Source organism: Leclercia sp. LSNIH1 (assembly GCF_002902985.1).
Lineage (GTDB): Bacteria > Pseudomonadota > Gammaproteobacteria > Enterobacterales > Enterobacteriaceae > Enterobacter.
Window position 1 is genome coordinate 1,615,476 of the sequence record NZ_CP026167.1, and the last position, 23,481, is coordinate 1,638,956.

Here is a 23,481-nt window from a genome sequence, read left to right on the forward strand (position 1 = left end):
CAATGAACTGGGACTGGATTTTCTTTGACGCCGATGAAACGCTGTTTACCTTCGATTCGTACGGCGGCTTACAGCGGATGTTTCTCGACTACAGCGTGACCTTTACTGCTGAAGATTTCCAGGCTTACCAGACGGTGAATAAACCGTTGTGGGTGGATTACCAGAACGGCGCAATCACCGCGTTACAGCTGCAACACCAGCGTTTTCAGGGGTGGTCGGAGCGCCTGAACGTTCCGCCAGGCGATCTGAACGACGCCTTCCTTAATGCAATGGCTGAAATCTGCGCCCCGCTGCCGGGCGCCGCGTCGCTGCTCGCCTCCCTGAAAGGCAAGGCGAAGCTCGGGATCATCACCAACGGCTTTACCGCGCTCCAGCAGATCCGCCTTGAGCGGACCGGTTTCCGTGACTACTTTGATTTATTAGTGATTTCAGAACAGGTGGGCGTGGCGAAACCGGCCCCGCAAATCTTTGATTATGCGCTGGCCCAGGCCGGAAACCCTGACCGGGCGAAAGTGCTGATGGTGGGGGATACGGCGGAGTCGGATATCCTTGGTGGGATGAATGCCGGGCTCTCCACCTGCTGGCTGAACGCGCACAACCGCACCCTGCCGGAGGGGATCACACCGACCTGGACCGTGACCTCCCTGAGCGAACTGGAGCAACTCCTGTGTAAACATTGATTGCCTGCCCCCCATTGATGGGTAAAATAGCCGCATTTTCGTATTCATGATGCGCGGCCCGCTGCCGCGCTTTTTAAAGAAGATTGAATTATGACGTTGTCTCCTTATCTGCAAGAGGTGGCGAAACGCCGTACTTTTGCCATTATCTCTCACCCGGATGCCGGTAAAACCACCATCACCGAAAAGGTGCTGCTGTTCGGACAGGCGATCCAGACCGCCGGTACGGTAAAAGGCCGTGGCTCCAGCCAGCATGCAAAATCGGACTGGATGGAGATGGAAAAGCAGCGTGGGATCTCGATTACCACCTCCGTAATGCAGTTCCCGTATCACGACTGCCTGGTGAACCTGCTGGACACCCCGGGGCACGAAGACTTCTCCGAAGATACTTACCGTACCCTGACGGCGGTGGACTGCTGTCTGATGGTGATCGATGCCGCAAAAGGCGTTGAGGATCGTACCCGTAAGCTGATGGAAGTTACCCGTCTGCGTGACACGCCGATCCTGACCTTCATGAACAAACTCGACCGTGACATCCGCGATCCGATGGAGGTGATGGATGAGGTAGAGCGTGAGCTGAAGATCGCCTGTGCGCCAATCACCTGGCCAATTGGCTGCGGTAAGCTGTTTAAAGGCGTTTACCATCTCTACAAAGACGAAACCTACCTCTACCAGAGCGGTAAAGGTCACACCATTCAGGAAGTGCGCGTCGTTAAAGGGCTGGATAACCCTGATCTGGACGCGGCTGTCGGCGAAGAGCTGGCAGAACAGCTGCGTGAAGAGCTGGAGCTGGTCAAAGGCGCTTCCCACGAATTTGATAAAGAGCTGTTCCTGAGCGGTGAAATCACGCCGGTCTTCTTTGGTACCGCGCTGGGTAACTTTGGCGTGGACCATATGCTGGACGGTCTGGTGGAGTGGGCGCCGCAGCCGATGCCGCGTAATACCGACTCCCGTGAAGTAGTTGCCAGCGAAGAGAAGTTCACCGGCTTCGTCTTCAAGATTCAGGCCAACATGGACCCGAAACACCGCGACCGCGTGGCGTTTATGCGTGTGGTATCCGGCAAATATGAAAAGGGCATGAAGCTGCGCCAGGTGCGTACCGGTAAAGATGTGGTGATCTCCGACGCGCTGACCTTTATGGCCGGTGACCGTTCCCACGTGGAAGAGGCGTATCCGGGCGACATCATTGGCCTGCATAACCACGGCACCATCCAGATTGGCGACACCTTTACTCAGGGTGAGATGATGAAGTTCACCGGTATTCCGAACTTCGCACCGGAGCTGTTCCGCCGTATCCGCCTGAAAGATCCGCTGAAGCAGAAACAGCTGCTGAAAGGGCTTGTTCAGCTGTCGGAAGAGGGGGCGGTGCAGGTATTCCGTCCTATCGCCAATAACGATCTGATTGTCGGCGCCGTGGGCGTGCTGCAGTTTGACGTGGTGGTTGCCCGTCTGAAGAGCGAGTACAACGTTGAAGCGATTTACGAATCGGTCAACGTGGCGACGGCGCGCTGGGTAGAGTGTTCTGACGTGAAGAAATTCGAAGAGTTCAAGCGTAAAAACGAGGTTCAGCTGGCGCTCGATGGCGGTGATAATCTCACCTATATCGCCCCAACCATGGTTAACCTGAACCTGGCGCACGAGCGTTATCCCGATATTCAGTTCCGCAAAACCCGCGAGCATTAATCCCTTCCCGGAGCACGGCAGCCGCCGTGCTCTGCTTAAATCCCTGCCTTATTAATCCCTTGCGGAATGTTCTTAATTCAACGGCTTTTGCTGCTTATTGCTCATTTTTTGCCCAATTCTGAAAGCGGACCTGTGAGAGTGATCTATATTTAACTCAGTGTTTAACACCGGGCGCAGATGAAAGTTTCATTCAATGCGTGTTGATAAGGTTCTCATCTCGCCCGAGTGTTGATTGGTAGTACTAAAGACTACTTGCACGTGATGTTTGACGCTCGAATTCGGAGCAAACCACAGGAATACATCGATGAATACTAAAAAACTGAAGATTTCGAAAACTCTGCTGGCGGTAATGATGGGTAGCGCTCTGGTATGCGGTTCTGCAATGGCAGAAACCACTGCAACCGACAAAGCGCAATCCACCGCGAACACCGCAGGGGAAAAAATCGATAACTCTATGAATAAAGTCGGTAACTTCATGGATGACAGCTCTATCACAGCAAAAGTAAAAGCTGCGCTGGTAGACGCTGATGACATTAAAAGCACCGATATCTCTGTAGAAACCGATAAAAACGTCGTCACGCTGAGTGGCTTCGTTGAAAGCCAGGCGCAGGCTGAAAAAGCGGTCTCCGTGGCGAAAGGCATTGAGGGCGTAAAATCTGTCAGCGACAAACTGCATGTTCGCGACGGCAAGGAACAGTCTGCTAAAGGCTATGCCGGTGACGCTGCTACTACCAGCGAAATCAAAGCGAAACTGCTTGCCGATGACATCGTCCCTTCACGTAATGTGAAAGTGGAAACCACCGACGGCGTGGTACAGCTCAGCGGTGAAGTCGAGTCTAAGGCACAGAGCGACCGTGCTGAAAGTATCGCTAAAGCCATTGATGGCGTGAAAAGCGTTAAAAACGATCTGAAAGTGAAATAAAACTCCAAAATTCGTCCTTCTGGCTGAGGCCAGAAGGCGAGATAAGAATTACACATGTAGATATCGCCGTGAGCAACCTGAGCGCTCACCATGCGGTCGACATTAACTATGGTAAAGGAGAGTCATATGTTTCGTTGGGGCATCATTTTTCTGGTTATCGCGTTAATTGCCGCCGCTCTGGGTTTTGGTGGTCTGGCGGGTACCGCGGCGGGCGCGGCGAAAATTGTCTTCGTCGTCGGTATTATCCTGTTCCTGGTAAGCCTGTTCACCGGACGTCGTCGTCCATAGCTCAGGTAACCGTATGTTGATGAAAAGGCCCATGTTAAGCATGGGCCTTTTTCTTTGGCTGACCTTTTCGCATACATCCTGTTTGGGAAACCCGCCGGTGTAGGCTACTGTGTAGTGACATAACAAATAAAAAACAGGAAAGCAGAGGTGGGGCAGCGAATTCCGGTTACGCTCGGCAATATTGCGCCGTTAGCACTGAAACCCTTTCGGCCAGGCCAGATTGCGCTGGTTTGCGAAGGGGGTGGGCAGCGAGGGATCTTCACGGCTGGCGTGCTGGATGAGTTTATGCGCGCGCAATTTAACCCGTTCGATCTCTATTTTGGCACCTCCGCCGGGGCGCAGAACCTCTCGGCCTACGTCTGTAATCAGCCGGGCTACGCCCGCAAAGTGATCATGCGTTACACCACCTCCCGCGACTTCTTCGATCCGTTGCGCTTTGTGCGTGGCGGCAACCTTATCGATCTCGACTGGCTGCTGGATGCTACCGCAAGCAAAATGCCGCTGGCGATGGACAACGCCTCGCGCCTGTTCGATACCGGCAAAGCCTTCTGGATGTGCGCCTGCCGCGGCGACGACTACTCGGCGAGCTATTTTTCGCCGCAAAAAGAGACCTGGCTCGATATTCTTCGCGCCACCAGCGCCATCCCCGGCTTCTACCGGACGGGGGCGCTGCTGGATGGGATAAGCTATCTCGATGGTGGTGTCAGCGATGCGGTCCCGGTGCAGGAAGCGGCCCGGCGGGGGGCAAACACCATTGTGGTGATCCGCACCGTGCCCTCGCAGATGTACTATACGCCGCAGTGGTTTAAGCGGATGGAACGCTGGCTGGGTGAAAGCAGTCTGCAACCGATGCTCAATCTGGTGTCGCACCATGAGGCGAGCTATCACGCCATCCAGCAGTTTATTGAAAAACCACCGGGTAAACTGAGGATCTTTGAAATCTATCCGCCAAAGCCGCTCAACAGCATGGCGCTGGGCAGCCGCGTACCGGCCCTGCGGGACGATTACAAAACCGGGCGTCTGTGCGGACGCTATTTCCTGGCGACGGTGGGCAAAATGCTGGCCGAGCGTCCACCGCTGCGCCGCCATCAGCGGATCATCGCCCCTGCTACGGTGGTGGTTCCCCCGGCAAGCGTGGCCAACGATGTTGTTGCCACACCGTTAATCGATGCCCCGCAGGCGAACGACACTCTGTTTGATAATGAGGATCTGGCGTGACTTACCGCTTTATTGATACCCATTGCCACTTTGATTTTTCTCCCTTCACCGGCGATGAGCCCGCCAGCATCCAGCGTGCCGCCGGAGCGGGGGTTATGGCGATCGTGGTGCCGGCCATTGATGCGGCGAGCATCGATCGCGTGCTGGATCTCGGCGCGCGCTACCCGGCGCTCTATATGGCGCTGGGTCTGCATCCGATTGTGATCGAAAACCATCAGGATGCCGATCTGGAAAAGCTGGAGGCGGCGCTCGCGGCACGTCCGGAAAGGCTGGTGGCGGTGGGGGAGATCGGCCTCGATCTCTATCGCGAGGATCCTCACTTCGAGCGGCAGGAGACGATCCTCGATGCGCAGCTGAAGCTGGCCAAACGCTACGATCTGCCGGTGATCCTCCACTCCCGGCGCACCCATGACAAGCTGGCGATGCACCTTAAGCGCCACAATCTGCCGCGTACCGGGGTGGTACACGGCTTTGCCGGCAGCCTGCAACAGGCGCAGCGCTTTGTGGCGTTGGGCTATAACATTGGCGTCGGCGGCACCATTACCTATCCCCGCGCCAACAAAACCCGTGAGGTGATGGCGCAGCTCCCCCTCTCCGCGCTGGTGCTGGAAACCGATGCCCCGGATATGCCGCTCAACGGGTTTCAGGGGCAGCCGAACCGCCCGGAGCAGGCGGCAAGGGTCTTTACCACCCTGTGTGAACTGCGCCCGGAGCCCGCGGAGGAGATCGCCCAGGCGCTGCTGGACAATACCCGCGCGCTGTTCGGCCTGTCGCTATAGATAGAGCGCCGGGCGGATCACGCTGATCTGCTCGCGCTCCAGCAGCTGCGCCAGGGGCTCAACATCCTCAGCCGTTGCGCTGCGCCAGTGCCGGGCTTCACCATAGACGCCGTGCGCGTGAAAGGCGTTGATCCTGACGGGAACATCCCCCAACTGGCGGATAAATTTGATCAGTTCGCGACGGTGCGTCAGGTAATCACAGCGATCCGGGATCACCAGCAGGCGCAGCTCGCTCAGCCGGCTGTGCGCTGCCAGCCAGCGGATGCTGTGCTTGATGAGGGGGTTTTCGCGTCCGGTCAGATAGCGGTGGTGTTCATTACCCCAGGCCTTGAGATCCACCATCGCGCCATCAAACACCGGGAGCAGTTTCTGCCAGCCGGTTTCGCTTAGCAGGCCGTTGCTGTCCACCAGGCAGGTCAGATGCAGTAGCTGCGGATCGGCTTTTAGCCTCGAAAACAGCGCCACCAGAAACGGCAGCTGAGTGGTGGCCTCCCCGCCGCTGACGGTAATGCCGGAGATAAACGGCGCGACCTTGCGGATCTGCGCCACCATCTCTTCCACACTATAGCGCTGCGCCATAGGCGTCGCCTGCTGCGGGCACATTTGCAGGCAGGTGTCGCACTGCTGGCAATGCGCCTCATCCCACCAGACGCGCCCGGCCTGAACGTTCAGCGCCTCATGCGGGCAGTGCGGCACGCAGGCGGCGCAGTCGTTGCAACGCCCTATTGTCCACGGGTTGTGGCAGGTTTTGCAGCGCAGGTTACATCCCTGCAGAAACAGGGCCAGGCGGCTGCCGGGCCCGTCGACGCAGGAGAACGGGATAACCTTACTGACTAAAGCGCATCTGTTGTTCATGGCTTATCACGCGCGGCTGGCGCTCCAGAATGCGGGTGTTGCGGGCGGCCTCTTCTCCCAGCCAGGTGGTGTTGGTGCGGGAACCTTCTGCGCGATATTTTTCCAGCTCGGACAGCCGCACCATATAGCCCGTCACGCGAACCAGATCGTTGCCCGACACGTTGGCACTGAATTCACGCATTCCGGCGCGGAAGGCACCCAGACAGAGTTCCACCACCGCCTGCGGATTGCGTTTCACGGTTTTATCCAGCGTCAGGATGTCGCTGATCCCGGCGTGATAGTGACGGTGATGCGGGGCCACCGCCAGCAGGTGGTTGATGGGGTCGGGCTCGTCCCCATACGGCAGACGCGCCCCCGGCGTGGTGCCCACATCGGAACTGATCCCCGACTGGGCATGCAGCATGGCGCGTTTTTTCCAGCCATGTTTAACCGGGGTCGCTTCCACGAACGCTGCCAGCTGTTCGCTGATGCGATATCCCAGCGCATTAGCCTGGTCATCCTGGCCGTAGCGCCCGTTGATCCCGGCCTTTTCACACAGCATGTTCACCGCCTCAGCCAGGCCATACATACCGAACATCGGCACAAAGCTGTCGGGATCGATCAGCCCTTCTTTAACCAGGAAGCTATGCTCAAAGAAGCCGGAACGCTGGTACAGGAAGTCGCAGCGCGCATCGATAATGGCTATCTGCTGCTGGCAGTAGTGCGGCAGGGTGCAGGTAAAGAACGCCTCCACCGTCTCGCTCTGTTCGGCGATGGCTTTCAGGTTGAGGCGCACCAGGGTGCTGCCTCCGCCCGCCAGCGGCAGCGAGTTGTAACAGCTGACCACACCGTAGCCCTTTTTTGTGAAAATTTTATCATTCACCGGACCGTTGGCAATGTGCGGCTTGCTGCATTCGCAGATGTTTTTCGCCACCTCCAGCAGCAGGGAATCCGGGGTGATATCCGGATCATAAATAAAGGTAAGGTTGGGTGAAACCTGCTTAAGCTCTGCATCGGCACGTAAGATGGCGCGCGTGACTGGCCCCTCTGCCGGGCCGATATTGGCATGGACGAAGGCATCAGGCAGGGTGCGATCGAGGTAGCGCCAGAAACGTTTTATTCGAATATCGATTTCTTCTTGTGTTAGAATTTTAACATACGGCTGCAACAGCGTATCGAGATGGCCGAGAAAGACCGGCATGCCGGTGACGGAGGGAACATGGTGATAAAGGATTGTCAGCAGCGACAGCGCATCATCCAGATCCTGAGCGCCCTCCAGCTCCAGCCACGCCGAACCCTGTTTCAGGAACAGCGCATAGTCGGGCAACACGTAGCGCGGTTTGTAAGGCGCGTGGCCTTCAAACATATCGCAGATAAACCCCCCGGCCAGCGCCAGGCGCGCATCGTTATCCAGCGCGGGATAGGGCAGGTTGTTTTCCGCCTCCAGCGCCAGAAAATGGCGTTTTTGTTCGGGGCTTAACATCGGGCTTGTCACAATTTTCTGGCAACGTTGTTGCAGGGCGGCGGGTGTGGAGAGGGACATTGTCGCTTCCTTATTGTTCTGCATGGACAGAGGAAGAGTGTAAAAAGAGTCCCGCCTGCTGCCTTTGATCCTGCGCGGGTGCCTGACGCTTTAATCCGCAGTTGCAGCTTAATTATTTGAAGTTGATCGCATTACGGTAATGCAAATTTGTATGCATTTTTCATTAACTGTGATGAATGTCGAAGTGAGAATGCGGGTGAATGTTAGAATACTCACAGACCCGCAAGGTGAAATTTTACGGCTATACGCCCGGAGAATGTTATGACCGATTTAACCGCCAGCAGCCTGCGCGCACTGAAACTGATGGATCTGACCACCCTGAATGACGACGACACCAACGAAAAAGTGATCGCGCTGTGTCATCAGGCGAAAACCCCGGTGGGCACCACCGCGGCTGTCTGTATCTACCCGCGTTTCATTCCCATCGCGCGTAAGACCCTGAAAGAGCAGGGCACGCCGGAGGTGCGTATTGCCACGGTGACGAACTTCCCGCACGGCAACGACGACATCGAGATCGCGCTGGCCGAAACCCGCGCCGCCATTGCCTATGGCGCTGATGAAGTGGATGTGGTCTTCCCGTACCGCGCGCTGATTGCGGGTAACGAGCAGGTCGGTTTCGATCTGGTGAAAGCCTGTAAAGAGGCCTGCGCCGCGGCAAACGTACTGCTGAAAGTGATCATCGAAACCGGCGAACTGAAAGAAGAGGCGCTGATTCGCAAAGCGTCTGAAATCTCCATCAAAGCCGGGGCAGACTTCATTAAAACCTCCACCGGTAAAGTGCCGGTGAACGCCACTCCGGAAAGCGCACGCATCATGATGGAAGTGATCCGCGACATGGGCGTGGAAAAAACCGTGGGCTTCAAACCGGCGGGCGGCGTGCGTACCGCAGAAGATGCGCAGCAGTTCCTGGCGATTGCCGATGAGCTGTTCGGTGCCGACTGGGCCGATGCCCGTCACTACCGTTTTGGCGCATCCAGCCTGCTGGCGAGCCTGCTGAAAGCGCTGGGTCACGGCGACGGTAAGAGCGCAAGCAGCTACTAATAGCACTACTCGTTGTAAGCCGGATAAGGCGTAGCCGCCCTCCGGCGTTATTCCGCTTCGCCGGGTGGCGCTACGCTTACCCGGCCTACGGTTAGCCTTCGACTCACTTCCTCAGGGGGTTATTTTGTTTCTCGCACAAGAAATTATTCGTAAAAAACGTGATGGTCATGCTTTAAGCGACGAAGAGATCCGTTTCTTTATCAACGGCATTCGCGACAATACCATCTCTGAAGGGCAGATTGCCGCCCTGGCGATGACCATTTTCTTCCACGATATGGCGATGCCGGAGCGCGTGTCGCTGACCATGGCAATGCGGGATTCAGGAACCGTTCTGGACTGGAAAGGCCTTAACCTTAATGGCCCAATCGTGGACAAACACTCCACCGGCGGCGTGGGTGATGTCACCTCGCTGATGCTGGGGCCAATGGTCGCTGCCTGCGGCGGCTACATTCCTATGATTTCCGGGCGCGGCCTCGGTCATACCGGCGGCACGCTCGACAAACTGGAAGCCATTCCGGGCTTCGATATCTTCCCGGATGACAATCGCTTCCGCGACATTATTAAAGATGTGGGTGTGGCGATTATCGGCCAGACCAGCTCCCTTGCCCCGGCGGATAAGCGTTTTTACGCCACGCGTGACATTACCGCGACCGTCGATTCCATCCCGCTGATCACCGCCTCGATCCTCGCCAAGAAGCTGGCCGAAGGGCTGGATGCGCTGGTGATGGACGTCAAAGTGGGCAGCGGCGCCTTTATGCCGACTTACGAACTCTCAGCCCAGCTTGCCGAAGCGATTGTTGGCGTGGCTAACGGCGCTGGGGTGCGCACCACCGCGCTGCTTACCGATATGAACCAGGTGCTCGCCTCCAGCGCGGGTAACGCGGTCGAAGTCCGCGAAGCGGTGCAGTTCCTGACCGGTGAGTACCGTAACCCGCGTCTGTTTGACGTCACCATGGCGCTGTGCGTCGAGATGTTGATCTCCGGTAAGCTGGCGAAAGATGACGCCGACGCCCGCGCGAAGTTGCAGGCGGTGCTGGACAACGGCAAAGCGGCGGAGATCTTTGGCCGCATGGTGGCGGCGCAAAAAGGCCCGACCGACTTCGTGGAAAACTACGCCAAATACCTGCCTACCGCGATGCTCAGCAAAGCGGTCTATGCGGATACCGAAGGCTTTGTCTCGGCAATGGACACCCGCGCGCTGGGGATGGCGGTGGTGTCGATGGGCGGCGGTCGTCGTCAGGCTTCCGACAGCATTGATTACAGCGTCGGCTTCACCGATATGGCCCGTCTGGGCGACAGCGTTGACGGTCAACGTCCGCTGGCGGTGATCCATGCGAAGGATGAAAACAGCTGGCAGGAGGCGGCGAAAGCGGTGAAAGCGGCCATTACCCTGGCAGATAATGCCCCAGAAAGCTCGCCTTCGGTCTATCGTCGTATTACCGAATAGCGGTATACTGATCTGATCGCTTTTTTATGAAGCACTGAGTACGGAGAACATATGAAACGTGCATTTATTATGGTGCTGGACTCTTTCGGCATCGGCGCTACAGAAGATGCAGATCGCTTTGGTGACAACGGTGCAGACACCATGGGTCACATTGCTGAAGCCTGTGCAAAAGGCGAAGCGAACAACGGTCGTCAGGGCCCTCTGAATCTGCCAAACCTGACCCGCCTGGGTCTGGTTAAGGCCCACGAAGGTTCTACCGGCAACGTTGCCGCCGGTATGGACGCTAACGCGGAAGTGGTGGGCGCGTACGCCTGGGCGCACGAGCTCTCTTCCGGGAAAGACACCCCGTCAGGTCACTGGGAAATCGCCGGTGTGCCGGTTCTGTTTGACTGGGGCTATTTCTCCGATCACGAAAACAGCTTCCCGCAGGAGCTGCTCGATAAGCTGGTTGAGCGTGCGAACCTGCCGGGTTACCTCGGCAACTGCCACTCTTCCGGTACCGTCATTCTGGATCAGCTCGGCGAAGAGCACATGAAAACCGGGAAGCCGATTTTCTACACCTCCGCTGACTCTGTGTTCCAGATTGCCTGCCACGAAGAGACCTTTGGTCTGGATCGCCTGTACGAGCTGTGCGAAATCGCCCGTGAAGAGCTGACCGAAGGCGGCTACAACATTGGCCGCGTGATCGCGCGTCCGTTTGTGGGTGACAAGCCGGGCAACTTCCAGCGTACCGGTAACCGTCACGACCTGGCCGTTGAACCGCCAGCGCCGACCGTGCTGCAGAAACTGGTTGATGAGAAAGGGGGCCAGGTGGTCTCTGTCGGTAAAATCGCCGATATCTACGCTAACTGCGGCATCACCAAAAAAGTGAAAGCCACCGGTCTGGATGCGCTGTTCGACGCCACCGTCAAAGAGATGAAAGAGGCGGGTGATAACACCATCGTCTTTACCAACTTCGTGGACTTCGACTCCTCCTGGGGCCACCGTCGCGACGTTGCGGGTTATGCTGCCGGTCTGGAGCTGTTCGACCGCCGTCTGCCGGAGCTGATGGAGCTGGTGGGTGAAGATGACATTCTGATCCTGACCGCCGACCACGGCTGCGACCCAACCTGGACCGGTACCGACCACACCCGCGAGCACATTCCGGTGCTGGTCTACGGTCCGAAAGTGAAACCAGGCTCTCTGGGCCATCGTGAAACTTTCGCGGATATCGGCCAGACGATTGCAAAATACTTTGGTACGTCTGACATGGAATATGGCAAAGCCATGTTCTGATGACGCTGCCCGGCGGCGCGTGGCTTGCCGGGCCTACGTTTTTTGTAGGCCGGGTAAGGCGCAGCCGCCGCCCGGCAAAACAACATACTAATAAGGGAACTGAAGATGGCAACTCCTCACATTAATGCAGAGATGGGTGATTTCGCTGACGTCGTATTGATGCCGGGCGACCCGCTGCGCGCGAAGCACATCGCCGAAACCTTCCTCGAAGATGTGCGTGAAGTGAACAACGTTCGCGGCATGCTGGGCTTCACCGGTACCTACAAAGGCCGCAAAATTTCCGTTATGGGTCACGGCATGGGTATCCCATCCTGCTCCATCTACACCAAAGAGCTGATCACCGATTTCGGCGTGAAGAAAATCATCCGCGTCGGCTCCTGTGGTGCCGTGCGAATGGACGTTAAGCTGCGTGACATCGTGATCGGCATGGGCGCCTGCACCGACTCCAAAGTTAACCGCATGCGTTTCAAAGATCATGACTTCGCGGCGATTGCCGACTTTGATATGGTGCGTAACGCCGTTGACGCCGCCAAAGCGCTGGGCGTGGACGCGCGCGTGGGTAACATCTTCTCTGCGGACCTCTTCTACGCGCCAGACGGCGGCGAGATGTTCGACGTGATGGAGAAATATGGCATCCTGGGCGTGGAGATGGAAGCGGCGGGTATCTACGGTGTGGCGGCTGAGTTCGGTGCGAAAGCCCTGACCATCTGCACCGTGTCTGACCACATCCGTACTCACGAGCAGACCACTGCCGCTGAGCGTCAGACCACCTTCAACGACATGATCAAGATCGCGCTGGAATCCGTCCTGCTGGGCGATAAAGAGTAAGATTTACTGCGGGGGCGTTCTGCCCCCGTTTTTTTATCTATTCACCTTTCACATCCAACCTCCGCATTTTTCTTTACATTTCATCTGAATATGCTATGAAATTTATTCAAGTATCTATTCATGAAACCATTCACTGATGACAGCGATTAATGATCTGCTGCTACAGGGCCCGCGTGGAGCGCCTGAGCTTCGCCAGCATCTGGGCATCAGCCAGGCGACATTTTCGCGTCTGGTGGCTACCCAGCAACAGGTGATCCAGTTTGGAAAAGCGCGCGCCACGCGCTACGCCCTGCTGCGCCCTGTGCGGGGCATCAGCGTATTTCCTTTCTGGCAAGTGAATGCTGAGGGTCGGGCCATCAAAGGCGGGGAGATTTACCCCACCTGGCCGCAGGGAAGCTGCCTTGTGCTACAGGCTGATGGGCAATGGCAATGGTTTGATAGTCTTCCCTGGTATCTGACCGACCTTCGCCCTCAGGGTTTTTTAGGACGGGCGTGGGGCCGCCGCCTGGCACAGCAATTCTCGCTGCCGGAAGATATTCGTCTCTGGCAGGAAAGCGATGTGCTTTATGCCCTTAGCCAGTTTTCTGGTGAGCATTCCGGCGGTTGGCTGGTGGGTGAGAAGAACTACCAACGTTGGCTCTGTGCAACCCCTCCGCAGCCCATTACCGACTTTCAAAAAAACCGGGTCTATGCGCAGCTATCCCGGGAGGCGCTGGCAGGGGAGATCGTAGGTTCTTCTGCGGGTGGGGAACAACCCAAGTTCTCCTGCTTTGTCCAAACGGCAACGGGTGACGAGCATATGCTGGTCAAGTTTACTGCGCCACAAAGTAGCGCAGTCTCTGTACGATGGGGCGATCTGCTGTTTGCCGAGGCTATCGCGCACAGCACGCTTACCCGGGCAGGGCTCGCGGCAAGCGATGCCATCGCGCTACAAGGGGAAAGCGGCCAGGTTTTTCTTGAGGCTAAACGCTTTGACTGCGAAGGCGTCACGGGCAGACGCGCCATCCTCTCCCTTGAGGCGGTACAAAGTGAATTTGTCACCGCGAGCGGAGCATGGCCGCACACGGTTGAGAAGCTCGTGCAGGCTGGCATCGTAGAGGCAACCGCTGCGGGACAGGTCGAAAAGATATGGGCGTTTGGGCGCCTTATCGCTAACAGCGATATGCACGCGGGGAACCTCTCTTTTTACTATTCCGCGTTCCCGTTATCCCTTGCCCCGGTTTATGACATGTTGCCCATGGCGTTTGCGCCTTCCAGCGCGGGTATGATGCGGGAAGAAGCGTGCGAGTTGCGTTTCGATAGCACAATATCGCGTCAGGCATGGGAATTTGCCCTGCCACTGGCGGCACAATTCTGGCAGCAGGTGATGGATGAAAAGCGGATAAGTGAAAATTTCCGCACGATCGCCGCGGGGATGAAAACGCGGTTAAGCGATATTGCGGTAATGGTCCAGAGAATGGCGTGAATGTTCTGCCGGGTGGCGGCTTCGCCTTACCCGGCCTACGGTTACAGGCCCGCGCAAGCGGGCTTTTTTATTACCGTACCGCCCGTGCAATCCAGGCTGACAGCTCCCGCAGCTCTTTTTCCTGTTCCGGGAAATCGCCGATCAGGGCATCGCACTCTTGTTGCAGCCTATCCGCACGGTACAAACAGCCCTGCAGACGCGCCGCCAGCGCCTCTAGCGGCGCCGGGTTCAGGCTGTCGGTAAAGACCTGGGTACGCGAGATATGGCCCTTCTCGACGTCGAAGTGCAGCTCCACGCCGCCCCACGTAAAGCGCTCATCCAGCAGGTGCGAGAAGGCAGGCGCCTGACCGAAGTTCCACTCCCAGCTGCTCTGGCGGGCAAAGGTTTCGGCAAAGTTCGGCAGATCCGGCGTCTTGTCAGGTGAAATGAGTTCGGCTTCAACCCGCTCGCCGTAATGGGCAAAAAACGCCTCGCGGATAGCATCGCAGATCCGCTCATGGGTGATGCCCGGCAGCAGATCCACCAGATTGGCAACCCGCCCGCGCACGGAGGTAATGCCCTTGGCCTGCAACTTTTTCTGGTCGGGATTGAGGTAGTTCGCCAGGCGGCTGAGATCGGCATTTAATAACAGGGTGCCGTGATGGAAACCCCGGTCCATCGTTTCGCGATAGGCCGAGCCGGAGACCTTCCGGTCACCTTCATCTGTTTTTACCACCAGGTCGTTGCGCCCGGAGGCTTCCGCCGTGGCCCCCAGCGCCTGCAGCGCGTTCAGTACGATGCTGGTGGAGATGGTTTTGTCGTACTCCGGCTTTCCGGCCATAAAGGTAAAGCAGGTGTTGCCGAGGTCGTGGAATACCGCGCCGCCGCCGCTGCTGCGACGGGCCAGGCGCACGTTGTCCTCTTCCATGCGTCGTGTGTTGCACTCTTTCCACGGGTTTTGCGCCCGGCCAATGACCACCGTGTCGGCGTTGCGCCACAGGAACAGCACCCGCTGCGTGGCGGGCATCTGGCGGAAGATGCACTCTTCTACCGCAAGGTTAAACCAGGGATCGTATGAATCTGAGATAAGCAGACGCAATGTAGACATGCAGATTTCCTTTCCTGAAACGGTTATCGACTCAATCACTCGCTTTTCTTTTCGCTCTCTTCCTCTTCAGGCACCGATTTACTGGCGGTGAGCAGGAATGGCGACTGCTGCCAGCGGGTGCGTTTGCCCTGCAGCAGCGTGCGGGTCAGCACCACGCCGATCGCCAGCGACAACAGCAGCATCAGGCGCAGAATATTGGTGGTGTTATCCACCTGCTTGGCCTCGGTGGCCAGGGTATGGGTGTCGAGCGTCAGACGCAGATAGCCGAGCGGGCCGTTTTTACCCTGAATCGGCTCCACCAGCTGCTGGTTAAAGTAGCCGCCCGCTTTTTTACCATCCAGCGCCAGCCTGTCGCGCACGTCGACATGCTCGCCGGAGCGGGCAATGAGGGCTCCTTCTTCATCGTAAACGCTGGCATCCAGGATGCGGCTCTCTTCCGTCAGAAGATGCAGCACCTGGGTGATGCGCTTTTCATCCGGCGTTTCGGTGCGCATCAGCGGGGCGATGTTGAGCGACACCTGACGCGCAAGGGTGTGCGCCAGCTCTTCAAGCTGCGGATTACGCTGCCGTTGATGATTCTGGCTGAACCACGATGCGCCCTGCATCAGCGCCACTAACAGGGCGAGACAGGAGAGGACAATCACGGCACGATGAAGCCGGAATTTCAGTTTTGCACGAGCCATATTCCACCTGCTGAAAATTTTCGGGGTTAATGTTGCCAGAAGTGATGGTTACAAGGTAGCCTCATGCGTTATTTTCCCTCCCCTGGATGATTCCCGGCGCGAACGATTTTACAGGAGCTTTAATGCCAAACATTACCTGGTGCGACCTGCCCAATGATCTCTCTCTCTGGCCAGGATTGCCGCTCTCATTAAGTGGTGATGAGGTAATGCCACTGGATTACCATGCTGGTCGTAGCGGCTGGCTGCTGTATGGACGCGGCCTGGATAAACAGCAGTTAACGACGTATCAGCGCAAGCTGGGCGCGGCAATGGTGATCGTGGCAGCCTGGTGTGTGGAAGATTATCAGGTGATTCGTCTGGCCGGTTCTCTGACCCAGCGTGCCACCCGTCTGGCGCATGATGCGGGTCTCGATGTCGCGCCGCTGGGTAAAATCCCACATCTGAAAACGCCGGGCTTGCTGGTGATGGACATGGATTCAACCGCCATCCAGATCGAGTGCATCGACGAAATTGCTAAACTGGCGGGTACTGGCGAGATGGTGGCCGAAGTGACCGAACGGGCCATGCGCGGCGAACTGGACTTCACCGCCAGCCTGAAACAGCGCGTGGCGACCCTGAAAGATGCCGACGCAAATATCCTGATGCAGGTCCGGGAAAAGCTCCCCCTGATGCCGGGGCTGGTGCAGCTGGTGCTGAAGCTGGAAACCCTGGGCTGGAAAGTGGCCATCGCGTCGGGCGGGTTCACCTTCTTTGCCGAGTATCTGCGTGACAAGCTGCGCCTGGACGCGGTGGTCGCCAACGAGCTTGAGATCCGCGACGGCAAACTGACCGGAAACGTGGTTGGCGATATCGTTGATGCCCAGTTCAAGGCCAACACCCTGACGCGTCTGGCGGAAAAATATGAGATCCCGGTTGCCCAGACGGTGGCCATTGGCGACGGCGCGAACGATCTGCCGATGATTAAAGTGGCCGGGCTTGGCATCGCCTACCATGCCAAACCGACCGTGAACGAAAAGACGGAAGTCACTATCCGTCATGCTGACCTGATGGGGGTGTTCTGCATTCTCTCTGGCAGCGTAAACCAGAAATAAAGAGGTAAAACGTGGCGAAAGCTCCAAAACGCGCATTTGTCTGTAATGAATGTGGTGCGGATTATCCGCGCTGGCAGGGGCAGTGCAGCGCCTGTCATGCCTGGAACACCATCACCGAAGTGCGCGGAGTTGCCGCTTCACCCACCGTTGCCCGTAACGAGCGTCTGAGCGGTTATGCGGGCAACGCAGGTGTATCGAAAGTCCAGAAGCTCTCAGACATCAGCCTTGAAGCCCTGCCGCGCTTCTCAACCGGTTTTAAAGAGTTTGACCGGGTGCTGGGCGGCGGCGTGGTGCCGGGCAGCGCCATTCTGATTGGCGGAAACCCGGGCGCCGGGAAATCGACCCTGCTGCTGCAAACCCTCTGCAAGCTCGCGGCGCAGATGAAAACACTCTACGTCACCGGGGAGGAGTCGCTGCAGCAGGTGGCGATGCGTGCCCACCGGCTGGGGCTGCCCACCAGCGAGCTGAATATGCTCTCCGAAACCAGCATCGAGCAGATCTGCATGATTGCTGAAGAAGAGCAGCCGAAGCTGATGGTGATCGACTCCATTCAGGTGATGCACATGGCCGATATCCAGTCGTCGCCGGGGAGCGTCGCCCAGGTGCGCGAAACTGCCGCCTACCTGACGCGCTTTGCGAAAACGCGCGGCGTGGCGATCATCATGGTCGGCCACGTCACCAAAGATGGCGCCCTGGCGGGGCCGAAAGTGCTGGAGCACTGTATCGACTGCTCCGTGATGCTGGATGGCGATGCCGATACCCGTTTACGTACCCTGCGCAGCCATAAGAACCGCTTTGGCGCGGTGAATGAGCTGGGCGTCTTTGCCATGACCGAGCAGGGGCTGCGTGAAGTGAGCAACCCGTCCGCCATCTTCCTGAGCCGCGGCGACGAAGTCACCTCCGGCAGCTCGGTAATGGTGGTCTGGGAAGGGACGCGCCCGCTGCTGGTGGAGATCCAGGCTCTGGTCGATCACTCGATGATGGGCAATCCCCGTCGCGTGGCGGTGGGGCTGGAGCAAAACCGTCTGGCAATTTTGCTGGCGGTGCTGCACCGTCACGGCGGCCTGCAGATGGCGGATCAGGATGTGTTTGTCAACGTGGTCGGCGGCGTGAAGGTCACCGAAACCAGTGCCGACCTGGCGCTGCTGCTGGCGATGGTCTCCAGCCTGCGCGACCGTCCGTTGCCGCAGGATCTGGTGGTCTTTGGCGAGGTCGGTCTGGCTGGCGAAATCCGCCCGGTACCGAGTGGTCAGGAGCGCATCTCCGAGGCGGCAAAACATGGCTTCCGCCGGGCGATTGTCCCCGCCGCCAACGTGCCGAAAAAGGTGCCGGAAGGGATGAAGGTCTTTGGCGTGAAAAAACTTGCTGATGCGTTAAATGTCTTTGACGACTTATAATTATCTGATCGATGTTGCAGGAGGCACCATAATTTATGTCGTCATTTGACTATATCAAGACCGCGATCCGCCAGAAAGGCTGCACCTTGCAGCAGGTGGCGGAAGCCAGCGGTATGACCAAGGGCTATTTAAGCCAGCTGCTGAATGCCAAAATCAAAAGCCCCAGCGCGCAGAAGCTGGAAGCGCTGCACCGCTTTCTGGGGCTTGAGTTTCCACGTATGCAGAAGAACATCGGCGTGGTGTTCGGCAAGTTTTATCCGCTGCATACCGGACATATCTACCTCATCCAGCGCGCCTGTAGCCAGGTGGACGAGCTGCACATCATCATGGGCTACGACGACAAGCGCGACCGCGAGCTGTTTGAAGCGAGCGCCATGTCCCAGCAGCCCACCGTCCCGGACCGCCTGCGCTGGCTGCTTCAGACCTTCAAGTACCAGAAAAACATCCGCATTCATGCCTTTAACGAAGAGGGGATGGAGCCCTATCCCCACGGCTGGGATGTCTGGAGCAACGGTATAAAAGCCTTTATGGAAGAGAAAGGGATCCAGCCAAACTGGATCTACACCTCTGAAGAGTCTGACGCCTCGCAATATCCCGAACATCTGGGCACGGAAACGGTGCTGATCGACCCTAAACGTACCTTTATGAATATCAGTGGCGCCCAGATCCGCGAAAACCCGTTCCGCTACTGGGAATACATCCCGACGGAAGTGAAGCCGTTCTTCGTGCGCACCGTGGCGATCCTCGGTGGTGAGTCCAGCGGTAAGTCCACGCTGGTCAACAAGCTGGCGAACATCTTCAACACCACCAGCGCCTGGGAGTATGGCCGGGATTACGTCTTCTCGCACCTCGGCGGCGACGAGATGGCGCTGCAATATTCCGACTACGACAAGATTGCACTGGGGCACGCCCAGTACATTGATTTTGCGGTGAAATACGCCAATAAAGTGGCGTTTGTCGATACCGATTTCGTCACTACCCAGGCGTTCTGTAAAAAATATGAAGGGCGCGAGCACCCGTTTGTGCAGGCGCTGATCGACGAGTACCGCTTCGACTTAGTGATCCTGCTGGAGAACAACACCCCCTGGGTGGCGGACGGGATGCGCAGCCTGGGCAGCTCGGTGGACAGGAGAGAGTTCCAGACCATGCTGGTGGAGATGCTTGAAGCGAATAATATCGACTTTGTGCATGTGGAAGAGGCGGACTATGACAACCGATTCCTGCGCTGCGTGGAGCTGGTGAAAGAGATGATGGGCGAGAAGGGGTAAGCCCTCTGCCGCTCTGCTTGCCGGGACTACGTTTTTGTAGGCCGGGTAAGGCGAAGCCGCCACCCGGCACACATAAAAACGGCAACCCGTGGGTTGCCGTTTTGCCTTTACTTGGCGATACGCTTGTACTTGATACGCTTTGGCTCCAGCGCGTCAGCGCCCAGCGTGCGTTTCTTGTACTCTTCGTATTCGGTGAAGTTACCTTCGAAGAACTCCACTTTACCCTCATCCTGATAATCCAGAATGTGGGTTGCGATACGGTCGAGGAACCAACGGTCGTGGGAGATCACCATGGCGCAGCCCGGGAACTCCAGCAGGGCGTTTTCCAGCGCGCGCAGGGTTTCGATGTCGAGGTCGTTGGTCGGTTCATCGAGCAGCAGCATGTTACCGCCAACCTGCAGCAGTTTTGCCAGATGCAGACGACCACGCTCACCGCCGGACAGCTCGCCCACGCGTTTACCCTGATCAACCCCTTTAAAGTTAAAGCGGCCCACATAGGCGCGGCTTGGCATTTCGGTGTTGCCGATACGCATGATATCCAGGCCGCCCGAAACTTCTTCCCAGACGGTTTTGCTGTTATCCATTGCGTCGCGGAACTGATCCACGGAGGCCAGCTTCACGGTTTCGCCGAGGGTGATGGTGCCGCTGTCAGGCTGTTCCTGACCGGACATCATGCGGAACAGGGTCGATTTACCCGCGCCGTTCGGACCGATGATGCCGACGATCGCGCCTTTCGGTACCGAGAAGCTCAGATCGTCGATCAGCACGCGATCGCCGTAGGATTTACGCAGGTTGCTGACTTCAACCACTTTGTCACCCAGACGGGCTCCAGGTGGAATAAACAGTTCGTTGGTTTCGTTACGTTTCTGGTATTCGGTGTTGTTCAGCTCTTCGAAGCGCGCCAGACGGGCTTTGCCCTTAGACTGACGGCCTTTAGTGCCCTGACGAACCCACTCCAGCTCTTTCTCAATGGATTTGCGACGGGCCGCTTCCTGAGAGGCTTCCTGCGCCAGACGCTGGTCTTTCTGCTCCAGCCAGGAGGAGTAGTTACCTTCCCACGGAATACCTTCCCCGCGGTCCAGCTCCAGGATCCAGCCGGCAACGTTATCAAGGAAGTAACGGTCGTGGGTGATCGCCACCACGGTGCCTTCGAAGTCGTGCAGGAAGCGTTCCAGCCACGCCACAGATTCCGCATCCAGGTGGTTGGTGGGTTCGTCGAGCAGCAGCATGTCTGGCTTTTCCAGCAGCAGACGGCACAGCGCCACGCGGCGGCGCTCACCACCGGAGAGGTTGGCGATTTTTGCATCCCAGTCTGGCAGGCGCAGGGCATCGGCCGCACGCTCCAGCTGCACGTTCAGGTTATGACCGTCGTGTGCCTGGATGATCTCTTCATATTTACCCTGCTGGGCCGCGAGCTTATCGAAGTCTGCATCCGGCTCTGCGTACTTCGCGTACACCTCGTCCAGACCTTTCAGCGCGTTAACCACTTCGGAAACGGCTTCTTCAACAGATTCACGAACGGTGTGCTCCGGGTTCAGCTGCGGTTCCTGGGGCAGGTAACCGATTTTGAGGCCAGGCTGCGGACGGGCTTCACCTTCGATCTCTGTATCGATGCCCGCCATGATGCGCAGCAAGGTGGACTTACCGGCACCGTTGAGACCCAGCACACCAATTTTTGCGCCCGGGAAGAAGCTCAGCGAGATATTTTTAAGAATATGACGTTTCGGCGGTACCACTTTGCCGACACGATGCATGGTATAAACGAATTGAGCCACGTTGGACTTCGCCTCTTTTATCGTGATGAGAATAGTGGCGAAGTGTAGCCTTTTTCCCCGCCTAATCCCAGCCATCGACGGCAGGAGTGTTAAAACGCGCAAGAAAGGTAAAAATGTGTCGGTAACGTGGCGCGTTGCGGGATGCCTGGTTAGCATAAGTTAATTACGTTTTTGCGCGGCACGATGCTGCATTTAATGACGATTAACAGAGGATGAGCGTGTGGTAAAAGCCAAACAAGTGGGCTGGCGACTGTTGGCTGCCAGCGTCTGCGTGCTGACCATTAGCAGCGCGGCGCGAGCCGATTCACTGGATGAACAACGTAACCGCTATGCCCAGATCAAACAGGCATGGGATCAGCGACAGATGGAGACGGTGCAGGCCCTGATGCCGACGTTGAAAGATTACCCGCTCTACCCCTATCTGGAATACCGCCAGCTCACCGACGATCTGATGAACCAGCCGACGATCACCGTCCAAAACTTTATCCAGGCCAACCCGACGCTGCCTCCGGCGCGTACCCTACAGTCGCGCTTTGTCAACGAGCTGGCCCGCCGTGAAGACTGGCGCGGCCTGCTGGCCTTTAGCCCTGAAAAACCCGGTACCACCGAAGCGCAGTGTAACTACTACTACGCGAAGTGGGCGACAGGCCAGCAGGAAGAGGCCTGGAACGGCGCCAAAGCGCTATGGCTCACCGGTAAAAGCCAGCCCAACGCCTGCGACTCGCTGTTCGGCGCCTGGCGCGCCTCCGGCAAGCAGGATCCTTTAGCGTATCTGGAGCGCATCCGTCTGGCGATGAAAGCGGGCAACACCCGTCTGGTGACCGCGCTCGCCGGACAGATGCCGCCGGAGTATCAGACCATCTCCAGCGCGCTGATCCAGCTGGCGAACGATCCGAAGACGGTGATGGACTTTGCCCGCACCACGGGCGCCACCGATTTTACCCGCCAGATGGCGGCAGTGGCGTTCACCAGCGTGGCGCGGGACGACGTGGAAAACGCCCGGTTGATGATCCCATCCCTTGCCCAGGCGCAGCAGCTCAATGAGGATCAGACCCAGGAGCTGCGCGATATCGTGGCGTGGCGACTGATGGGCAGCGATGTCACCGATGAACAGGCGCGCTGGCGCGATGACGCCATCATGCGTTCCCAGTCCACCTCGCTGGTGGAGCGCCGCGTGCGCATGGCGCTGGGCAACGGCGATCGCCGCGGCCTGAATACCTGGCTGGCGCGCTTGCCGATGGAGGCGAAAGAGAAGGATGAATGGCGCTACTGGCAGGCGGATCTTCTGCTGGAGCGGGGGCGTGAGGAGGAGGCGAAATCCATTCTGCACAGCCTGATGCAGCAGCGCGGTTTCTATCCGATGGTCGCGGCCCAGCGACTCGGCGAGGAGTACACCTTAAAGATTGATAAAGCGCCGTCCGGCGTCAACGCGGCTCTGGTAAATGGGCCGGAGATGGCGCGGGTGCGCGAGCTGATGTACTGGAATCTGGACAACACCGCCCGCAGCGAATGGGCGAACCTGGTCACCAGCCGCACCGTCGACGAAAAAGCGCAGCTGGCGCGCTATGCCTTTGATAATCACTGGTGGGATCTCAGCGTCCAGGCGACGATCGCCGGTAAGCTGTGGGATCATCTTGAGGAGCGTTTCCCGCTGGCCTATAAGGATCTGTTCGAACGCTATACCCGCGGCAAAACTATCCCGCAGAGCTATGCGATGGCGATTGCCCGTCAGGAGAGCGCCTGGAACCCGAAAGTGCGCTCGCCGGTGGGGGCCAGCGGTCTGATGCAGGTGATGCCCGCCACCGCCGCCCATACGGTGAAGAAGTTTAGTATCCCGGGTTACACCAGCCCGTCGCAGCTGCTGGATCCGGAGACCAATATCAATATTGGCACCACCTATCTGCAGAGCGTCTACGATCAGTTCGGCGATAACCGTATCTTCGCCTCGGCGGCCTATAACGCCGGTCCGGGCCGCGTGCGCACCTGGCTTGGCAACAGTGCCGGCCGCATTGACGCGGTGGCGTTTGTCGAGAGCATTCCGTTCTCAGAAACCCGCGGCTATGTGAAGAACGTCCTGGCGTATGATGCTTACTATCGCTACTTCATGGGAGAGAAAGATACCCTGATGAGCGACAGTGAGTGGCAGCGACGTTACTGATCGGTGGGGTTATGTTATGCTT

The 23,481-nt window shown here is 57.7% G+C and carries 20 protein-coding genes; 15 read left to right on the forward strand and 5 right to left on the reverse strand.

The window, feature by feature from the left end:
• The first annotated feature begins 2 nt into the window (after positions 1-2).
• From yjjG to C2U54_RS08165, 6 genes are all read left to right on the forward strand, one after another.
• Positions 3-680 (forward strand): pyrimidine 5'-nucleotidase, encoded by a 678-nt coding sequence (gene yjjG, locus C2U54_RS08140; protein ID WP_103178167.1) that lies wholly within the window; start codon positions 3-5, stop codon positions 678-680.
• Positions 681-770: 90 nt separating this feature from the next.
• A complete protein-coding gene (gene prfC / locus C2U54_RS08145) occupies positions 771-2,360 on the forward strand; it encodes a peptide chain release factor 3 (protein WP_103178168.1) in 1,590 nt (529 codons plus the stop codon).
• A 304-nt stretch (positions 2,361-2,664) separates the two neighbouring features.
• Positions 2,665-3,282 (forward strand): molecular chaperone OsmY, encoded by a 618-nt coding sequence (osmY, locus tag C2U54_RS08150; RefSeq protein ID WP_103178169.1) that lies wholly within the window; start codon positions 2,665-2,667, stop codon positions 3,280-3,282.
• A gap of 126 nt (positions 3,283-3,408) precedes the next feature.
• Positions 3,409-3,570: a DUF1328 domain-containing protein gene (locus C2U54_RS08155; protein WP_002887716.1), complete on the forward strand. Its 162-nt coding sequence runs from the start codon at positions 3,409-3,411 to the stop codon at positions 3,568-3,570.
• 147 nt (positions 3,571-3,717) lie between these two features.
• On the forward strand, positions 3,718-4,788 hold the full coding sequence (locus tag C2U54_RS08160; RefSeq protein ID WP_103178171.1) for a patatin-like phospholipase family protein: 1,071 nt from the start codon (positions 3,718-3,720) through the stop codon (positions 4,786-4,788).
• Complete coding sequence (locus tag C2U54_RS08165; protein WP_103178172.1) at positions 4,785-5,567, forward strand: TatD family hydrolase; 783 nt, start codon at positions 4,785-4,787, stop codon at positions 5,565-5,567. Before C2U54_RS08160 ends, C2U54_RS08165 begins: the two co-directional genes overlap by 4 nt.
• Here C2U54_RS08165 and C2U54_RS08170 read toward each other — a convergent pair.
• Together C2U54_RS08170 and C2U54_RS08175 are read right to left on the reverse strand one after the other, a co-directional pair.
• Positions 5,562-6,422, reverse strand: a complete 861-nt coding sequence (locus C2U54_RS08170) for a YjjW family glycine radical enzyme activase (protein WP_103178173.1) — start codon at positions 6,420-6,422, stop codon at positions 5,562-5,564. The two genes, C2U54_RS08165 and C2U54_RS08170, sit on opposite strands and share 6 nt — an antisense overlap.
• Complete coding sequence (locus tag C2U54_RS08175) at positions 6,394-7,944, reverse strand: YjjI family glycine radical enzyme (RefSeq protein WP_103178174.1); 1,551 nt, start codon at positions 7,942-7,944, stop codon at positions 6,394-6,396. The genes C2U54_RS08170 and C2U54_RS08175 overlap by 29 nt, the downstream gene beginning before the upstream one ends.
• A 261-nt stretch (positions 7,945-8,205) precedes the next feature.
• On the opposite strand from C2U54_RS08175, the gene deoC reads away from it, so the two are divergent.
• The 5 genes from deoC to yjjJ all read left to right on the forward strand — a co-directional run bounded on the left by deoC (position 8,206) and on the right by yjjJ (position 14,000).
• Complete coding sequence (gene deoC, locus C2U54_RS08180) at positions 8,206-8,985, forward strand: deoxyribose-phosphate aldolase (protein ID WP_168192000.1); 780 nt, start codon at positions 8,206-8,208, stop codon at positions 8,983-8,985.
• Positions 8,986-9,109: 124 nt separating this feature from the next.
• On the forward strand, positions 9,110-10,432 hold the full coding sequence (deoA, locus tag C2U54_RS08185; protein WP_103178176.1) for a thymidine phosphorylase: 1,323 nt from the start codon (positions 9,110-9,112) through the stop codon (positions 10,430-10,432).
• Positions 10,433-10,483: 51 nt separating this feature from the next.
• Entirely contained in the window at positions 10,484-11,707 is a 1,224-nt protein-coding gene (deoB, locus tag C2U54_RS08190; protein WP_103178177.1) for a phosphopentomutase, read from the forward strand.
• A 105-nt stretch (positions 11,708-11,812) separates the two neighbouring features.
• On the forward strand, positions 11,813-12,535 hold the full coding sequence (gene deoD, locus C2U54_RS08200; RefSeq protein ID WP_103178178.1) for a purine-nucleoside phosphorylase: 723 nt from the start codon (positions 11,813-11,815) through the stop codon (positions 12,533-12,535).
• A gap of 136 nt (positions 12,536-12,671) precedes the next feature.
• Complete coding sequence (gene yjjJ / locus C2U54_RS08205; protein WP_103178179.1) at positions 12,672-14,000, forward strand: type II toxin-antitoxin system HipA family toxin YjjJ; 1,329 nt, start codon at positions 12,672-12,674, stop codon at positions 13,998-14,000.
• A gap of 70 nt (positions 14,001-14,070) precedes the next feature.
• Here the strand turns inward: yjjJ and lplA are convergent, their stop codons facing one another.
• Entirely contained in the window at positions 14,071-15,087 is a 1,017-nt protein-coding gene (gene lplA, locus C2U54_RS08210; protein ID WP_103178180.1) for a lipoate--protein ligase LplA, read from the reverse strand.
• A 35-nt stretch (positions 15,088-15,122) separates the two neighbouring features.
• Positions 15,123-15,770, reverse strand: a complete 648-nt coding sequence (locus C2U54_RS08215) for a YtjB family periplasmic protein (RefSeq protein ID WP_103178181.1) — start codon at positions 15,768-15,770, stop codon at positions 15,123-15,125.
• Between the two features lie 122 nt (positions 15,771-15,892).
• On the opposite strand from C2U54_RS08215, the gene serB reads away from it, so the two are divergent.
• Genes serB through nadR form a run of 3 tightly spaced genes read left to right on the forward strand, consistent with a single transcriptional unit; the run spans position 15,893 to position 19,526 of the window.
• A complete protein-coding gene (serB, locus tag C2U54_RS08225; protein WP_103178182.1) occupies positions 15,893-16,861 on the forward strand; it encodes a phosphoserine phosphatase in 969 nt (322 codons plus the stop codon).
• Positions 16,862-16,872: 11 nt separating this feature from the next.
• Complete coding sequence (gene radA / locus C2U54_RS08230) at positions 16,873-18,258, forward strand: DNA repair protein RadA (protein ID WP_103178183.1); 1,386 nt, start codon at positions 16,873-16,875, stop codon at positions 18,256-18,258.
• 35 nt (positions 18,259-18,293) lie between these two features.
• Positions 18,294-19,526, forward strand: a complete 1,233-nt coding sequence (gene nadR / locus C2U54_RS08235; protein WP_103178184.1) for a multifunctional transcriptional regulator/nicotinamide-nucleotide adenylyltransferase/ribosylnicotinamide kinase NadR — start codon at positions 18,294-18,296, stop codon at positions 19,524-19,526.
• 107 nt (positions 19,527-19,633) lie between these two features.
• Here the strand turns inward: nadR and ettA are convergent, their stop codons facing one another.
• A complete protein-coding gene (gene ettA, locus C2U54_RS08240; protein WP_103178185.1) occupies positions 19,634-21,301 on the reverse strand; it encodes an energy-dependent translational throttle protein EttA in 1,668 nt (555 codons plus the stop codon).
• 220 nt (positions 21,302-21,521) lie between these two features.
• Here ettA and sltY point away from each other — a divergent pair, with 220 nt between their 5' ends.
• Entirely contained in the window at positions 21,522-23,459 is a 1,938-nt protein-coding gene (gene sltY / locus C2U54_RS08250; RefSeq protein ID WP_103178186.1) for a murein transglycosylase, read from the forward strand.
• Positions 23,460-23,481: the final 22 nt, after the last annotated feature.

Coding starts and splice junctions, on each gene's coding strand:
- serB (WP_103178182.1), top strand. CDS start 15,893: ATGCCAAACATTACCTGGTGCGACCTGCCCAATGATCTCTCTCTCTGG.
- lplA (WP_103178180.1), bottom strand. CDS start 15,087: ATGTCTACATTGCGTCTGCTTATCTCAGATTCATACGATCCCTGGTTT.
- C2U54_RS08215 (WP_103178181.1), bottom strand. CDS start 15,770: ATGGCTCGTGCAAAACTGAAATTCCGGCTTCATCGTGCCGTGATTGTC.
- yjjG (WP_103178167.1), top strand. CDS start 3: ATGAACTGGGACTGGATTTTCTTTGACGCCGATGAAACGCTGTTTACC.
- C2U54_RS08175 (WP_103178174.1), bottom strand. CDS start 7,944: ATGTCCCTCTCCACACCCGCCGCCCTGCAACAACGTTGCCAGAAAATT.
- C2U54_RS08170 (WP_103178173.1), bottom strand. CDS start 6,422: ATGAACAACAGATGCGCTTTAGTCAGTAAGGTTATCCCGTTCTCCTGC.
- prfC (WP_103178168.1), top strand. CDS start 771: ATGACGTTGTCTCCTTATCTGCAAGAGGTGGCGAAACGCCGTACTTTT.
- C2U54_RS08155 (WP_002887716.1), top strand. CDS start 3,409: ATGTTTCGTTGGGGCATCATTTTTCTGGTTATCGCGTTAATTGCCGCC.
- nadR (WP_103178184.1), top strand. CDS start 18,294: ATGTCGTCATTTGACTATATCAAGACCGCGATCCGCCAGAAAGGCTGC.
- deoC (WP_168192000.1), top strand. CDS start 8,206: ATGACCGATTTAACCGCCAGCAGCCTGCGCGCACTGAAACTGATGGAT.
- deoB (WP_103178177.1), top strand. CDS start 10,484: ATGAAACGTGCATTTATTATGGTGCTGGACTCTTTCGGCATCGGCGCT.
- yjjJ (WP_103178179.1), top strand. CDS start 12,672: ATGACAGCGATTAATGATCTGCTGCTACAGGGCCCGCGTGGAGCGCCT.
- osmY (WP_103178169.1), top strand. CDS start 2,665: ATGAATACTAAAAAACTGAAGATTTCGAAAACTCTGCTGGCGGTAATG.
- deoD (WP_103178178.1), top strand. CDS start 11,813: ATGGCAACTCCTCACATTAATGCAGAGATGGGTGATTTCGCTGACGTC.